Consider the following 14,854-nt stretch of genomic DNA (forward strand, 5'->3'; position numbering starts at 1 on the left):
CCTCCCGATGCCAGACAGCGAGAGGCTGTGTTCGCTGATCAGTCACCAACTGTTCATCAGCGTAGTGGCGAACCGTCATCTTGGCGCGGCGAGCGAACCGCGGTTCGGTGAAGCGTTGCAGCCCTAGGCGGACTTGGCCCGTCGCCACTCCCGCACCGCGTTGATCGCGGTCTTGAGACCACGCTTGCGGCCGGTCTGCGGATCCACCCCGGCGTACCCCGGTTCGAGCTCGGCGAACATCCGCTCGCTGCGGGTCTCCGGTGCGTCGTCGGCGGTGTCGCGCAGGAACCGGTCCGGGAGCGACAGCTTGGCGATGGTCCGCCACGTCTTGCCGTACTGGACCAGGAACGGCCCACTGGTGTAAGGCAGGTCGTACTTGTCGCAGAGCGCACGCACCCGCACCGAGATCTCGGAGAGCCGATTGCTCGGCAGGTCCGGATACAGGTGGTGCTCGATCTGGTAGGACAGGTTGCCGGTCATGAAATCCATCACCGGGCCGCCGTCGATGTTGGCACTGCCCAGCATCTGGCGCAGATACCAATGCCCCTTGCTCTCGCCCACCATGTCGGTCTTGGTGAATTTCTCTGCGCCATCAGGGAAGTGGCCGCAGAAGATCACCGCGTTGGCCCACACGTTGCGGATCACGTTGGCCACCGCGTTGGCCGTGGCCGTGGAGCGGAAGGTGGCACCCGGCGACAGCGACGTGATGGCCGGGAAGGCCACGTAGTCCTTGAACAGCTGCCTGCCGGCCTTGACGCCGAACTCGCGCACGCGAATCAACGTGGCCTTCCGGTCGTCGCGGCCCTTGGAGATCTTGCCGAGCTCCAGGTGCTGCAGCCCCACGCCCCATTCGAACCCGATGGCCAGCAGCGTGTTGAACAACAGGTTGCCGTACAGGTTGAACGGCCGCCAGCGCTGATCGCGGGTCACCCGGATAACGCCGTAGCCCACATCGTCGTCCATGCCGAGGATGTTGGTGTACTTGTGGTGCATGAAGTTGTGGGTGAACCGCCAGTGCTTGGAGGACCCGCTCATGTCCCACTCCCACGTCGAGGAGTGAATCTCGGGATCGTTCATCCAGTCCCACTGGCCGTGCATGACGTTGTGGCCGATCTCCATGTTCTCGATGATCTTGGCCACGCCCAGGGTCACCGTTCCGGCCCACCATGCGGAGCGCTTCGAGCTCGCGGCCAGCATCAGCCGGCCGGCGATCTCGAGGCCGCGCTGGGCGGCGATGGTGCGACGGATATACCGAGCGTCCCGCTCGCCCCGGGAATCTTCGATGTCCTGCCGGATGGTGTCGAGTTCGACGGCGAGGCTCTCGATATCGGCGTCAGTGAGATGCGCGAATACGTCCAAATCGGTGATTGCCATGTGTCAGGCCTCCCTTCAGCTTCCTACGCTACCGTAACCTACGTTCCCGTAGGTTACTAGCCAGTAAACCTCACACATCGACTACGCAGTCGCCGGACGGCGAGGAAACGCACGTCTGGATTCGGGTGCCGGGCTCGTGTTCGGCACCGGTTCGCAGATCACGAACGTGCCCGTCGACCAGGCTCACCACGCACGACTGGCAGATGCCCATCCGGCAGCCGAACGGCATCCGGATGCCGGCCTGTTCCCCGGCCTCCATCAGTGAGGTCGCCGCGTCCACCGTCAGCGTCTTGCCACTGCGCTCGAAGGTGACCGTCCCGCCCTGGCCGTGACCGGCCGCCCGGGTGGCCGCGAAGCGCTCCAGGTGCAACCGGTCGGCGATGCCGGCGGCCCGCCACAGTGCGTGGGCGTCGTCGAGCATGCCCTCGGGCCCACAGGCCCAGGTCTGGCGCTCCCGCCAGTCCGGCACCACCTCGCCGACCCGCTGCAGGTCCAGCCGGCCCTGGCTGCGGGTGGCGCGCACGGTCAGCCGGTAGCCGTCGTGGTCGCGTGCGAGCTGCTCGAGTTCAGCGGCGAACATGACATCGGATTGCGTTGGGGCCGAATGAATGTGGACGATATCGCCGATCTGATCGCGCCGGGCCAGAGTGCGCAGCATCGACATCACCGGGGTGACCCCGGAGCCGCCGGTCAGGAAAAGCACCGACGCCGGCGCGGGGTCGGGCATGACGAAGTTGCCCTGCGGTGCGGCCAGCCGCACGATGGTGCCCGGCTGCACGCCGCCGACAAGGTGGGTGGACAAGAACCCCTCGGGCATCGCCTTGACCGTGATCGCGATCGTCTTGCTCGTACCGGATGTCACGGGGCTCGAGGTCAGCGAATAGGACCGCCACCGCCACCGTCCGTCGACCAGCAGGCCGATCCCGATGTACTGCCCCGGTTCGTAGTCGAACGTGAATCCCCAGCCCGGCTTGATCACCAGCGTCGCCGAGTCCTCGGTTTCCCGGCGGACCTCGACGACCCGGCCCCGCAACTCCCGCGCCGACCACAGCGGGTTGGCCAGCTGCAGATAGTCGTCGGGAAGCAGCGGCGTGGTGATCCGGCCGACCAGCGCGCGCATCGCGTCGACCACCGGGCGTTTTCCGGCGCCGGCGACCGCCGGTCGCGCCGTATCGATCACGTTCGCACTGCTCTTGACGTCGTTTTTCCCCATGCCCGCTCCTGCCGTGTCTAACCTACGGTACCGTAACTTACGGTTCCGTATCCAGGCGTTCACAGCAGTTCGAGCAGGAACGGCAGCTCTTGACTGGCATACCAGGCCAAGTCGTGGTCCTGCGCATCCCCGACGGTCAACTCGGCGTCCTCGTCCCCCAGATCCGCGTCGTCGATGACGGCGATCGCCGCTTCGACAGCGGACTCGGCGGCGGCGTTGTCCACATAGGCGGCCACCACCTGGTCGAGCCCCACCCGCCCGTCGATGCGCACCACAGCGTCGTCGAGATCGGGGCGCGATGTCACCGCGGCGTCGGGGGCATCTGCCACCAGGACCGCCCGGCGCAGCGGCAGGCCCGTACCCGAATCAGACTCCGACGCCAGCAGTCGCAGCGAGGCCAGCGCCGCTTCACCGAGGGCGACCTCGGCAAGTTCTTCGTCGTCACCTTCGGCATAGGACTCACGCAATGTCGGGGTGACCGCGAACGCCGTGCCGGACAGCGGCTGCATGGACCCGTCGACGACCAGGCGTTGGAGCATGGCCAACGTGGCCGGGATGTACACCCGCACCAACGAAGATTAGCTGCCGTTCTCCGGGTCGCCGACAAGGGTGGCCACGTAGTCGGGCACATACGTCGACAGCTCACGCGCGGGCCGGTAGTAGCTGCCACTGATCACCGGGCGCTGCGGCAGGTCGACCTTGGGAAGTTCGACGTCGTGGTAGTCGATGGTCGACAGCAGATGCGCCATCATGTTCAGCCGCGCGTGCTTCTTGACGTCGGACTCCACGACATACCACGGGCTGTTGGGCACATCGGTGTGGACCATCATCTGATCCTTGGCCCGCGAGTAGTCCTCCCATCGGTAGATCGACTCCAGGTCCATCGGTGACAATTTCCATTGCCGCACAGGGTCATTGAGCCGCGACCGGAATCGGCGCAGCTGCTCCTCGTCCGACACCGAGAACCAGTACTTACGCAGGATGATCCCGTCGTCGATCAGCATCTGCTCGAAGATCGGCGTCTGCCGCAGGAACAGCGAATGTTCCTGCGGGGTGCAGAATCCCATCACCTTCTCCACGCCGGCCCGGTTGTACCAGGACCGGTCGAAGAGCACTATCTCGCCCTTGGCGGGCAGCTGCTGGATGTAGCGCTGGTAATACCACTGCCCGCGTTCGCGCTCGGTCGGCGCCGGCAGCGCCTCGATGCGGGCCACCCGGGGGCTCAGATACTCGGTGATGCGCTTGATGGTGCCGCCCTTGCCTGCGGCATCGCGACCCTCGAAGATGACCACGACACGCGCACCGGTATGGCGCACCCACTCCTGAAGTTTGACGAACTCGGTTTGCAGCCTGAACAACTCGGCTTCGTAGGCCTCGTTGGAGATCTTGCGAACAGTCTTCTTCTTCTCTTTACCCTTCGGCGGTGAACCGTTGGTCTCGACGTCGCCCATCGCCGCATCGTACGACCACGAAGGGCCGTGCGCTGAGCAAGTCGATTACTTGGCGGCCTGCGCTTGCCTACGGCGTCGGCGAGGTGTGAATCGGCAGGGTCATCGTCAGCCGGTAGCCGCCGTCGTCGCATCGCCCTGCCGTCAGCTCGCCGCCCAGCAGCTCCGCGCGTTCCTGGAGGCCGAGCAGCCCGTGCTGCGAACTTGGCAGTTGTTCAGGCGCACGGGTGGGTTTGGTATTGGTCAACGACACACTCACCTGGTCTGGGTCGACACGCAATGCGAGCGTGGCGCTGGCGCCGGGGGCGTGCTTGGCGATATTGGTCAGGCCCTCCTGGACTGCGCGATAAACCGCACGCTGCACCGGAGCCGGGGGTGCCGCACCAAGATGGTCGACGCTGTCGATCCGGGTCGGTACGCGCGACGACGCCACCAGGGCCGCGATGTCGTCGATCCCGGGTTGCGGCGCCAGACCAACGCCCGGCTCCCCTGATGGCCTCAGCACCCTGACCATCTCCCGCAACTCATCGAGAGTCCGGACACTGAGCATGCGGATCGTCCGTGCCGCATCGATGGCGGCCGCGTCGTGTGAGGTGACTTGCAGCGCACCGGCCTGCACAGCGATCAGGCTGACCTGGTGCGACACCACGTCGTGCATCTCACGGGCGAGCGCCGCCCGCTCACCGGCCAACGCGCGATCGACGACCAACTCCTCTTCGTGCCGCCGGACCCGCTCGATCTCAGCCAGCTTCTCGGACAGTTCGGAGCGCGCGGTGATGAGCATGCCCAGCCACACCGGTGCCGTCGAGAAGATACTGGCGTAAACCAGGTTCAACAACGTGTCGACGCCCGAGTAGGACTGATCCCACAGTGCGGTGTAGCAGCCGAAGAACGCCGCGCAGCCTGCGACGATACCGAGCCTGCCCGGCCGCCGTTCGCCGATGGTATACAGCGCGACCATCGCGGCGATGACCGCCGAATCCGTCGCCACTGCCGGCAGCGCGAGTGCCAGCGCCAGGTAGGGAAACCTGCGGCGGATGAGCAGACCCGCCACCGCGATCCCGGCCAACACCCAGTGGCGAACAGGCTCGTCGGGCAGCAGCGAACCCAGCGCATCGCCGAGGCTCAACGCGTACACCGCGAGCTCAGCCAACACCCGTCGAGTCTTCGCGCTGGGAGCGGACTTCAACATGGCTCGTCGAGCAGACGTGCGCGCTGGGCAATGATCGCCGCCTCTACCCGCGACTTGACGCCCAGTTTGGACAAGATCGACGAGACCTGGTCCTTCACCGTTCCCACGCTCGAGTACAGGGTGGATGCGATCTCCCCGTTGGACCGGCCCCGCGCCAGCAGGCGCAGCACCTGGCCCTCCCGGTCGGACAGTCCGGCGATGATCTGCACCGCCGCTTCGTCCGGCCGGTCACCCAGGTACCCGGCGATCACCTTGGGGCTGACCTTGTTCGACAGGACCAATCCGCCCGCAGCCAGACTGCGCACCAGGTGCGGCAGCTGCTCGGGGTCGGTGTCCTTGAGAAGAAATCCGGCAGCGCCCAGACGCAACGCCTTCGCGATGTATTCATCGGTGTCGAAGGTGGTCAACACCGCCACGGCCGGCGGCGACGCCAGCTGCTGAAGGTCGGCAAGCACACCCAAACCGTCCTTGCCGGGCATCCGGATGTCGAGGAGAACGACGTCCGGCCGGTGGTCGGTGATGACCCGGACCGCCTGCACGCCGTCACAGGTCGCGACCACCTCGATGTCGTCGATGGCAGACAGAATCAACTCGAATCCGGATCGGATAAGCGCTTCGTCATCGACGATGACGACTTTGAACACCCGGCTTCTCCTCGTCTGCCCGCGCAGGCTTCCGAACCGAGCTTATTGATCGGCGCCGGCCCGTCGACACGAGACCACCAACTCCAGTCAGGTGGCCGGTGACAATCAGCCGATTGTCCAGAGGCGCCATCTGGCCGTGCGACGACTGGCTGCCGGATCTGGCCGATCGGTGGATGGGCGGATCGGCCCGGGCCGTCGATCATCGAATCGTGCTCATGCTGGACTGGCCGTTGCTATCCGGTCCGCTTCCCCGAGTGCTGCAGATCGCGGGCATCGTGGCGGCAACATGGTTGCTCGTCCGGACGCTGAAGGGACCAGCGCGCCCGCCGGCCAAGACGACGGCGTGCGTGATCTACCTGACCGTCGCGGTCGCGGTGACGGTGGCCGGTGATGAGTTGGCCCGCAATGTGTGGAAACTCTTCCCAGACCGGATTCCGGTCTCGGTGTTGATGTGGGCCGGCGCAGCCGTCTTCACGTTGTGCCTGGCCGCATCGCTTGCGGTGTCCGCCGAACGCTGGCCCGTCAGTGCGGGTTTAGTGGTGTCGATAGTGATCGTGCTGACCGCCTGCGCCAATCAGGTCAACGCTCTGTTCGCCGCCTATCCGACTCCCCGGGACGCGCTGGGCATTGCCCGCCCGGATGACGTCGCCCTGCCAGCGTTGCGGACTCAGACACCGGCACGCGACATGACCGGACCGTTGGAACGATCCTGGACCCCGCCGCCCAGCCTCCCCACGCGGGGAAAGCTGAGCTCTGCAGACATCCCCGGCACGGTGTCGGGCTTCGTCGCGCGGCGGGCGAAGATCTACCTGCCGCCGGCGTACTTCGGCGACATCCAACCCCGCCTTCCCGTACTCGTCCTTCTCACCGGTCAACCGGGGACGCCGCAAGACTGGGTGGGTGCGGGAAAGCTGGTGCGCATCATGGACGACTTCGCCGGCGCCCACCGCGGTCTGGCTCCGATCGTCGTCGTTCCCGACCCGACAGGCGGGCCGTTCCGCGACCCGCTGTGCCTGAATTCCCCGCTGGGAAATGTCGACGCCTACCTCGCAACGGACGTCCCGGCCTGGATCAGAACCCACCTCAGCGTCGACCTGCGATCTTCCGCCTGGGCCGTCGCGGGAGCCTCATACGGCGGGACCTGCGCTCTGCAACTGGGTACCAACCACGCCGATGTCTACCCCAGCTTCATCGATATCGCTGGATCGGCGGAACCCACGCTCGGCGATCGACGGCGCACTGTCACCGAAGTCTTCAGTGGCGATGAGACGGCCTTCCGCCGCGTAAATCCGTTGGATCTGCTGAACATTCGTCGCTACCCTGAGAGCGCGGCGGCAATTGTGGTCGGTGACGCTGACTATGACAGCCGCGGCGACGCAACTCGGGTCCACGAAGCAACCGCAGCCGCAGGGATGCAGAGCCACCTCACCGAACTCCATGGCGCACATGACTGGCGCGTCTTCTCAGCGGGACTGGCCACCGAACTTCCCTGGCTGGCAAGACGAGTCAACCTCATCAGTCCGACTTGATTGCGCCGCAAGCCATCTCGGAGCCGCCCGACGCATTGAACAGGAGCCGACCAACATGTCCGACAACCGCCCCGTGGCGACCCGCCGCGGGTTGGGACTGACACGTTTGCAGTTGCTCTGGTCATTCGCCTCCCCGCATCGCGGCACACTGGCCGGCGGCGCACTTCTGGGCCTGATCGGCTCAGCCGCCGGTCTGGCCACACCGATGATCACCAATCCCTCGGTGAACGTGTCGTGCTCGAAGCGCGCGAGACGATGGTGAACCGCATGCTGCGCGCCACGGTCCAGGCCGTGACCAAACGGCCCGCAGGCGAACTGGTCACCCGGGTGACCTCTGATTCGGTTCTGCTGCACGAGGCGGCCTCCACCAGCGTCATCGGACTCATCAACGGGTTCGTCATGCTGGTCGGCACGCTGGTGCTGATGGCTGTGCTGGACGTACCGCTGCTGCTCGCGACGCTCGCCGCGATCGTCGTGGTCTCGATCCTGTTCCTGGTTCTCATGCCGGGTGTCGCCGACGAAAGACAGACCGCGCAGCAACATCTGGGCCGCGTAGGCGGCACCCTCGAAGCGACGTTGCACGCGATTCGCACAGTGAAGGCCAGTCGGGCAGAACAACGCCAGTCCGACAAGATCATCGAATCAGCTAGGGCGGCAACCGAACACAGTATTCGCGCCGTGCGAAGGGAATCGATCGCGGAAACCATCGCTTGGGCCGGCGTCGATTTCGCGATCATCATGATCCTGACGGTCGGTGCCTGGCGGGTGGGCAGCGGCGCGCTGGAACTGTCCAGTCTGGTCGCTTTCCTGCTCTACGCATTCGGCCTGATGGACCCGGTGACCGAGTTGTCCACCAATGTCACCACGTTGCAGACGGGAATCGCCGCCGCTGGGCGCATCCGCGAGGTCCAGCAGCTCGACACCGAACCAATCCTCGGTTCGGGCGTTCGCCCGACCGGCGGAGCGCGTGTCGGCCAGCCCGCACTGGAATTGCGTTGCGTCACCGCTGCTTACGAGGGACGTAGGGCGGCCGTTCACGATGTGAACCTGGCCATCCCGGAGCGCGGACACATCGCGATCGTCGGCCCATCAGGGGCCGGCAAGACGACGGTGTTGTCGCTCATCATGCAGTTCCTCGTACCCCAACGTGGCGAACTGTTCTTCGGTGGACAACCGTATTCGACCGTCGGACATGACCACATCCGCAGCCGGCTGGCTTTCGTGGAACAGGAGACACCTGTCCTGCCGGGCACGGTCCGGGAGAACCTGCTCTACAGCGTCGGTTCGGCGACCGATCAGCAATTGCACCGGGTACTCGATGAAGTCCGTCTGGCAGACGACATCGCCGCGCTCGAACACGGACTGGACACCGACCTCACATCGTCGGCGATATCGACGGGCCAGCGCCAGCGCATCGCGCTGGCCCGCGCGATCATCAATCCGTCCCAGGTGCTGGTCCTCGACGAGGCGACCGCACACGTCGACGGACTCAGCGAAGCCGCCGTCCACGACTGCATTCGGCTGCGAGCCCAGGTTCAGGCTGTCGTCACCGTCGCGCACCGCCTGTCGACGGTCGTCGACGCCGACACGATCGTCGTGATGCAGGACGGACGGATCCGGGCGCGGGGCACGCATGCCGAACTGCTGGCATCCGATGGCCTCTACCGCAATCTGGTCGCCGCGATGCACATCCCGAATCAATAGCCGGTCGCACTTCAGCCATTCGGCGGCCGACAGCGGCCTGTCGGCGGATTCCGGTCGGGTTTGCGGCCCGTCAGGCTGGTCGGGTCGTGGTTGGCCGCTACCAAGTCTGAGGTGCGTCATGAAGATCGTGGGTTTCCTGTTGGCACTGGTGACCTCGGTGGTGGTCGAACTCGCATGTGGTGCAGGAATCTCCACCGCAGGTGTGGACAACCAACTCAGCATCGTCGACGGCCACGGCCGCACCTTGACCGTCGAGCAGGCGGACACCTTCCTCAACGGCGTCGCTCCCCTGGACCGCAACCGGTTGACCCGTGAGTGGTTACACTCCGGCAAGGCGGTCTACACCGTGACCGGTGACGGGGCCGACGACTTCACCGGCAGCTTGGAGCTCGGCTATCAGGTCGGCTTCCCCTGGTCGCTGGGGGTCGGGATCAACTTCAGCTACACGACGCCCAACGTCCTGCTCGACAAGGCGTCGATCTCGCCGAACAGGTTCAATCCGCTGGGGTCGGTGATCACACCGAACCTGCTTCCGGGCGTCTCGATTGCGGCCAACCTGGGCAACGGCCCCGGCATCCAGGAGGTCAGCACCTTCTCGGTGAACGTCAAGGGCGCCAATGGCAGCGTGGCGGTGTCCAATGCGCACGGCACTGTGACCGGGGCGGCCGGCGGGCTGCTGCTTCGACCGTTCGCCCGGCTGATCTCCAAGGCCGGTGACAGTGTGACCACCTATGGCGACGCCTGGAACATGAACTGAGGCAAGCGGATTACTGGGCGGCTTCGAGAAGTTCCTCGAGCGATTCGGCCAACAGCGCGGGGAACACGTCGACGTCGCTCATCGCCTCACGGTCGGCGTTGATGCCGAAGTACAGCATGCCGCAGTAGGACGTCACTCCGATGGCGAGCACCTGGTCGTGCAGCAGCGGCGGGACGGCGTAGGTCTCGAGCAGTTTCGTTCCGGCCAGGTACATCTGGGACTGCGGCCCGGGCACGTTGGTGATCAACAGGTTGAACTGGCGCGCGGAGAACTGGGTGGCCACCCTGGTGCCCATCGCGTGCAGCGTTGGCGGCGCGAACCCGGACAGCGTGACGATCGTGCGGGCGTCGACCAGGCTGGCCGCCGCCGAGTGCGACTCGGTGGCATGCGCGATCTGCGACAGCCGCACGACGGGGTTGCCTTCTCCGACCGGCAGGTCCACCAGGAACGGCGCCACCTCGCTGATTGCCTGGCCGGGGCCCGCGGCGCCCAGGTCGGCTTCGGGATAGACCGACGTCGGGGCCATGGCGCGCACCGTCGCCGTGTTGGTCACCGGTTCGCCGCGCGACATCAGCCAGTTGCGCAGCGCACCGGCGATCACTGCGAGCACGACGTCGTTGACGTCGCAGTCGTAGCGTGACCGCACCTTGCGGTAGTCGGCCAGTGAGCCGCTGGCCACGGTGAACCGCCGATTGCGTGACACCGTGGTGTTCAGCGGGCTGTCGGGTGCGGTGCCGCGCGCGACCGTGCGGGCGACGTCGGTGAGCCGGCGCGCCAGCTCGGCCAGCTCGGCGCTGCTGGTGGCCACGTCGGTGACGGCCGATCGGACCGCCTCGAGCTGCTGGCCCGGGCGGGCCAGCCAGTCACCGACCGCACCGAGGAGCAGCTGCCGGCTGCTGGGCTCGCGGCCGGGAATCCAGATGTCCTCGCCGAACGCCGGCGGCCGCTGTGTGCGGTCGGCGATGACGTGGCCGATCTCCAGGGCGGTCATCCCGTTGACCAGCGCCTGATGCGTCTTGGTGTAGACCGCCAGCCGGTTCTTGGCCAGGCCCTCGATGAGGTACATCTCCCACAGTGGCCGGGAGCGGTCCAGGGGCCGCGACCCCAGCCGGGCGATCAGTTCGTGCAGCTGGGCGTCGCTGCCCGGCGAGGGCAGCGCGGAGCGGCGCACGTGATAGGTGATGTCGAAGTCGGGGTCGTCGACCCAGACCGGGCGGGCCAGCCCCAGAGTCACCTCACGGACCTTCTGCCGGTACCGCGGGATCTGGGGCAACCGGTGCTCGATGGTCTCCAGCAGGGTGTCGTAGCTCAGCCCGGCGCGCGGTTTGCGCAGGATCGACAGCGAGCCGACGTACATCGGCGTCGAGGTGTTCTCCAGGTGAAAAAACGACGCATCCGATGCTGACAACCGAGTCACCATCGTTGCGCTATTCCCTTCATCCGCTACAACCATTCCCCGGTCACTCCGCTCCTGCCCGCCGAGCGACCACTCCCCCGGGGTGCCGCCGCTCCTGCCCGCCGAGCACCCGAATCCGTCCCGACACGGTAACCGCCAACAGCACTGTCTCGCAGGAGGGGTGCACACGCGCCGGAGCCGATTGTGCCATCATGACGCCAACGGTTCGCCCCTCTCCAGCGGCCGGTCCCCGATCGACCGATCACCGGAGAGTGCCCATGTCCAGCGTCGTTCCCGTCGTCGATTACGAGCCCCCCGCAGCGCATGTCGGGGCCGTCCCGGTGCGTCTTGCCCGCAGGCGCGCCCCGCAATCGCCGCCTCGTCCGGCGCCACCGCCCGACACCGCCCCGATGCGGGCCGCGGGTGGTTTCGCCGACGCCGCGCTACGCCGGGTGCTGGAGGTCATCGACCGGCGCCGTCCACTGACCCAGCTACGTCCGCTGCTTGCCGGTGGCCTGGTCGACTCACTGCTGCCCGCGGTGGTGCGCCAGGAGCGCCGCTCCCCCGCGCGGCTGCGCCGGTTGCGGGTTCAGCCGGTGGGAGCCGACGGCACCGCGGCCGAGGTGGCCGCGACGTACACCCGCGACGAGCGGGTACACGCGATCGCCTGCCGGGTGCAGCAGATGCCGACGCCGACCGGTCTGCGCTGGCAGGTGGTAGCCCTGCACATCGGCTGACCCGACCGGTCAGCCGCGGCGCAGTGTCCTCTGGTCCTTGGCCCGCTGACGCGCAGCTTCGCGGCGCTCCTTGCGGGTGCCGCCGGCCGCCGCCGATGCGGCGTGCTTGCCGCCACCGTTGCGCTTGATCTCGGCCGACCCGTCCTCGGCCGGCCCGGTGTAGGTCAGCTGACGCGAGTCCTCGTCGTCAATTCCCTTGGCGCGCAACGCCGGTGCGGCATGTCGCGCTTCGGGCTCGGCCTCGGCGGCGCCCAAGTTGGCCAGCCCCTCCGGTACCGCCACCGGGGCCACGGCCGGGCTCTGCGGCACGGCCTCGACCTGGACGTTGAACAGGAAGCCGACAGACTCCTCCTTGAGGCCCTCGAGCATGCCGACGAACATGTCGTAGCCTTCGCGCTGGTACTCGACCAGCGGGTCGCGCTGCGCCATGGCGCGCAGGCCGATGCCTTCCTTGAGGTAGTCCATCTCGTAGAGGTGCTCGCGCCACTTGCGGTCGATGACGTTGAGCAGGACGTTGCGCTCCAGCTGGCGCATGGCGCCTTCACCGGCGAGCGCCTCGATCTCGGCTTCCCGCTTGGCGTAAGCGTTTTCGGCGTCCGCGATGAGAGCGTCGAGCAGCTCCTCGCGGGTGAGCTCGCCGGGTTCGCCGATGGCGTCGGAGTCGATCAGGTCGTGGTGGTCGATGCCCACCGGGTAGAGCTGCTTGAGGGCGGCCCACAGCTGCTCGAGGTCCCAGTCCTCCGAGTAGCCCTCGGCGGTGGCGCCGTCGACGTAGGCGGTGACGACGTCGACGAGCATGTCGTGGGCCTGCTGCTGCAGGTTCTCCCCCTCCAGGATCCGGCGGCGCTCCTCGTAGATGACCTTGCGCTGCTGGTTCATCACCTCGTCGTACTTGAGCACGTTCTTGCGGATCTCGAAGTTCTGCTGCTCGACCTGGGTCTGGGCGCTCTTGATGGCGCGGGTGACCATCTTGGCCTCGATCGGCACGTCGTCGGGCAGGTTGAGCCGGTTCAACAGGCTTTCCAGCGTTTCGCCATTGAAGCGCTTCATGAGTTCGTCGCCCAGCGACAGATAGAACCGAGACTCACCCGGGTCACCCTGGCGACCGGAGCGGCCGCGCAGCTGGTTGTCGATGCGGCGCGACTCGTGACGCTCGGTACCGAGAACGTAGAGACCGCCGACGGCGATCACGTCCTCGGCCTCCTCGGCGGCTTCGGCCTTGACCTTCGGCAGCTCTTCGTGCCAGGCGGCCTCGTACTCGTCAGGCGTCTCGATGGGATCCAGACCGCGTTCGCGCAGGCGCAGGTCGACCAGGAAGTCGACGTTGCCGCCGAGCACGATGTCGGTACCGCGGCCGGCCATGTTGGTGGCCACCGTGATCGCTCCACGACGGCCGGCCTCGGCGATGATGGCCGCTTCCTTCTCGTGGTACTTGGCGTTGAGGACGTTGTGCGGGACGCGGCGCTTCTGGAACTGGCGCGAGAGGTACTCCGACCGCTCAACGCTGGTGGTGCCGATCAGGACCGGCTGGCCCTTCTCGTAGCGCTCGGTGACGTCGTCGACGACGGCGATGTACTTGGCTTCTTCGGTCTTGTAGATCAGGTCGGTCTGATCCTTGCGGATCATCGAGCGGTTGGTCGGGATCTGGACCACGCCGAGCTTGTAGATCTCGTGCAGCTCGGCGGCCTCGGTCTCGGCGGTGCCGGTCATGCCGGAGAGCTTGTCGTAGAGCCGGAAGTAGTTCTGCAGGGTGATCGTGGCCAGCGTCTGGTTCTCGGCCTTGATCTCGACGCGCTCCTTGGCCTCGATGGCCTGGTGCATGCCTTCGTTGTAGCGCCGGCCGATCAGCACGCGGCCGGTGAACTCGTCGACGATCAGGACCTCGCCGTTGCGGACGATGTAGTCCTTGTCGAGCTGGAAGAGCTCCTTGGCCTTCAACGCGTTGTTGAGGTAGCTGACCAGCGGGGAGTTGGCGGCCTCGTAGAGGTTGTCGATGCCGAGCTGGTCTTCGACGAACTCGACGCCGAGCTCATGGACGCCGACGGTGCGCTTGCGGATGTCGACCTCGTAATGGGTGTCCTTCTCCATCAGCGGCACGATCCGGGCGAACTCGGTGTACCAGTGCGAGGCGCCGTCGGCCGGACCGGAAATGATCAGCGGGGTGCGGGCCTCGTCGATCAGGATGGAGTCGACCTCGTCGACGATGGCGTAGTTGTGGCCGCGCTGCACCAGATCGTCCAGCGAGTGGGCCATGTTGTCGCGCAGGTAGTCGAAACCGAACTCGTTGTTGGTGCCGTAGGTGATGTCGGCGGCGTAGGCGACGCGTCGTTCGTCAGGGGTCATCTGGGCCAGGATCACGCCGACGTCGAGCCCCAGGAAGCGGTGCACGCGACCCATCCACTCGCTGTCGCGTTTGGCCAGGTAGTCGTTGACGGTGACAACGTGCACGCCGTCGCCGCTGATCGCGTTGAGGTAGGCGGGCAGCACACAGGTGAGGGTCTTGCCCTCACCGGTCTTCATCTCGGCAACGTTGCCGAAGTGCAGGGCCGCACCACCCATGACCTGGACGTCGAAGTGCCGCTGGGACAGCACCCGCCAGGCCGCCTCGCGGGCGACGGCAAACGCCTCGGGCAGCAGGTCATCGAGGCTTTCGCCGTCGGCGTAGCGCTTCTTGAACTCGTCGGTCTTGGCCCGCAGCTCGGCGTCGGTGAGCTTTTCTACGTCGTCGGACAAGGTGTTGACGTAGTCAGCCACCCCCTTGAGGCGCTTGACCATGCGACCTTCACCAAGGCGCAGTAACTTCGACAGCACGTGTTCCCCTGGAACTATCGGAGGGGGTTTCCCTCGTGGATTGGAGGCG

At 66.4% G+C, this 14,854-nt stretch carries 13 protein-coding genes; 5 read left to right on the forward strand and 8 right to left on the reverse strand.

Annotated features, from left to right (window positions below):
• Nucleotides 1-123: 123 nt before the first annotated feature.
• The 6 genes from HBE64_RS18080 to HBE64_RS18105 all read right to left on the reverse strand — a co-directional run bounded on the left by HBE64_RS18080 (nucleotide 124) and on the right by HBE64_RS18105 (nucleotide 5,871).
• Complete coding sequence (locus tag HBE64_RS18080; protein WP_167105141.1) at nucleotides 124-1,374, reverse strand: fatty acid desaturase; 1,251 nt, start codon at nucleotides 1,372-1,374, stop codon at nucleotides 124-126.
• Nucleotides 1,375-1,444: 70 nt separating this feature from the next.
• A complete protein-coding gene (locus tag HBE64_RS18085) occupies nucleotides 1,445-2,587 on the reverse strand; it encodes a ferredoxin reductase (RefSeq protein ID WP_167105144.1) in 1,143 nt (380 codons plus the stop codon).
• Nucleotides 2,588-2,646: 59 nt separating this feature from the next.
• On the reverse strand, nucleotides 2,647-3,159 hold the full coding sequence (locus HBE64_RS18090; RefSeq protein WP_167105147.1) for a hypothetical protein: 513 nt from the start codon (nucleotides 3,157-3,159) through the stop codon (nucleotides 2,647-2,649).
• Between the two features lie 6 nt (nucleotides 3,160-3,165).
• The gene (gene ppk2 / locus HBE64_RS18095) at nucleotides 3,166-4,038 is read right to left on the reverse strand and encodes a polyphosphate kinase 2 (RefSeq protein WP_167105150.1); all 873 of its coding nucleotides are present in this window, start codon (nucleotides 4,036-4,038) and stop codon (nucleotides 3,166-3,168) included.
• Between the two features lie 67 nt (nucleotides 4,039-4,105).
• Nucleotides 4,106-5,191, reverse strand: coding sequence for a sensor histidine kinase (locus tag HBE64_RS18100; protein WP_167105153.1), 1,086 nt, complete (start codon nucleotides 5,189-5,191; stop codon nucleotides 4,106-4,108).
• Nucleotides 5,192-5,220: 29 nt separating this feature from the next.
• Complete coding sequence (locus HBE64_RS18105) at nucleotides 5,221-5,871, reverse strand: response regulator transcription factor (protein ID WP_167105156.1); 651 nt, start codon at nucleotides 5,869-5,871, stop codon at nucleotides 5,221-5,223.
• 113 nt (nucleotides 5,872-5,984) lie between these two features.
• On the opposite strand from HBE64_RS18105, the gene HBE64_RS18110 reads away from it, so the two are divergent.
• From HBE64_RS18110 to HBE64_RS18120, 4 genes are all read left to right on the forward strand, one after another.
• The gene (locus HBE64_RS18110; protein ID WP_243841373.1) at nucleotides 5,985-7,400 is read left to right on the forward strand and encodes an esterase family protein; all 1,416 of its coding nucleotides are present in this window, start codon (nucleotides 5,985-5,987) and stop codon (nucleotides 7,398-7,400) included.
• A 55-nt stretch (nucleotides 7,401-7,455) separates the two neighbouring features.
• Complete coding sequence (locus HBE64_RS24790; protein ID WP_243841374.1) at nucleotides 7,456-7,662, forward strand: hypothetical protein; 207 nt, start codon at nucleotides 7,456-7,458, stop codon at nucleotides 7,660-7,662.
• The gene (locus tag HBE64_RS18115; protein WP_243841375.1) at nucleotides 7,635-9,104 is read left to right on the forward strand and encodes an ABC transporter ATP-binding protein; all 1,470 of its coding nucleotides are present in this window, start codon (nucleotides 7,635-7,637) and stop codon (nucleotides 9,102-9,104) included. Before HBE64_RS24790 ends, HBE64_RS18115 begins: the two co-directional genes overlap by 28 nt.
• Before the next feature lie 118 nt (nucleotides 9,105-9,222).
• Nucleotides 9,223-9,861 (forward strand): MspA family porin, encoded by a 639-nt coding sequence (locus HBE64_RS18120; RefSeq protein WP_167105159.1) that lies wholly within the window; start codon nucleotides 9,223-9,225, stop codon nucleotides 9,859-9,861.
• Between the two features lie 10 nt (nucleotides 9,862-9,871).
• Here HBE64_RS18120 and HBE64_RS18125 read toward each other — a convergent pair whose 3' ends face one another.
• On the reverse strand, nucleotides 9,872-11,281 hold the full coding sequence (locus tag HBE64_RS18125) for a wax ester/triacylglycerol synthase family O-acyltransferase (RefSeq protein WP_167105162.1): 1,410 nt from the start codon (nucleotides 11,279-11,281) through the stop codon (nucleotides 9,872-9,874).
• A gap of 254 nt (nucleotides 11,282-11,535) precedes the next feature.
• On the opposite strand from HBE64_RS18125, the gene HBE64_RS18130 reads away from it, so the two are divergent.
• On the forward strand, nucleotides 11,536-11,994 hold the full coding sequence (locus HBE64_RS18130) for an Rv3235 family protein (RefSeq protein WP_167105165.1): 459 nt from the start codon (nucleotides 11,536-11,538) through the stop codon (nucleotides 11,992-11,994).
• Between the two features lie 9 nt (nucleotides 11,995-12,003).
• Here HBE64_RS18130 and secA read toward each other — a convergent pair whose 3' ends face one another.
• Complete coding sequence (secA, locus tag HBE64_RS18135) at nucleotides 12,004-14,805, reverse strand: preprotein translocase subunit SecA (protein ID WP_167105168.1); 2,802 nt, start codon at nucleotides 14,803-14,805, stop codon at nucleotides 12,004-12,006.
• Between the last annotated feature and the right edge of the window lie 49 nt (nucleotides 14,806-14,854).

The organism is Mycobacterium sp. DL592 (genome assembly GCF_011694515.1).
Taxonomy (GTDB): domain Bacteria; phylum Actinomycetota; class Actinomycetes; order Mycobacteriales; family Mycobacteriaceae; genus Mycobacterium.

Bases quoted from the DNA above. Each gene is read 5' to 3' on its own strand.
- HBE64_RS18120 (WP_167105159.1), top strand. From the start codon at position 9,223: ATGAAGATCGTGGGTTTCCTGTTGGCACTGGTGACCTCGGTGGTGGTC.
- HBE64_RS24790 (WP_243841374.1), top strand. From the start codon at position 7,456: ATGTCCGACAACCGCCCCGTGGCGACCCGCCGCGGGTTGGGACTGACA.
- HBE64_RS18125 (WP_167105162.1), bottom strand. From the start codon at position 11,281: ATGGTGACTCGGTTGTCAGCATCGGATGCGTCGTTTTTTCACCTGGAG.
- HBE64_RS18130 (WP_167105165.1), top strand. From the start codon at position 11,536: ATGTCCAGCGTCGTTCCCGTCGTCGATTACGAGCCCCCCGCAGCGCAT.
- ppk2 (WP_167105150.1), bottom strand. From the start codon at position 4,038: ATGGGCGACGTCGAGACCAACGGTTCACCGCCGAAGGGTAAAGAGAAG.
- HBE64_RS18085 (WP_167105144.1), bottom strand. From the start codon at position 2,587: ATGGGGAAAAACGACGTCAAGAGCAGTGCGAACGTGATCGATACGGCG.
- HBE64_RS18080 (WP_167105141.1), bottom strand. From the start codon at position 1,374: ATGGCAATCACCGATTTGGACGTATTCGCGCATCTCACTGACGCCGAT.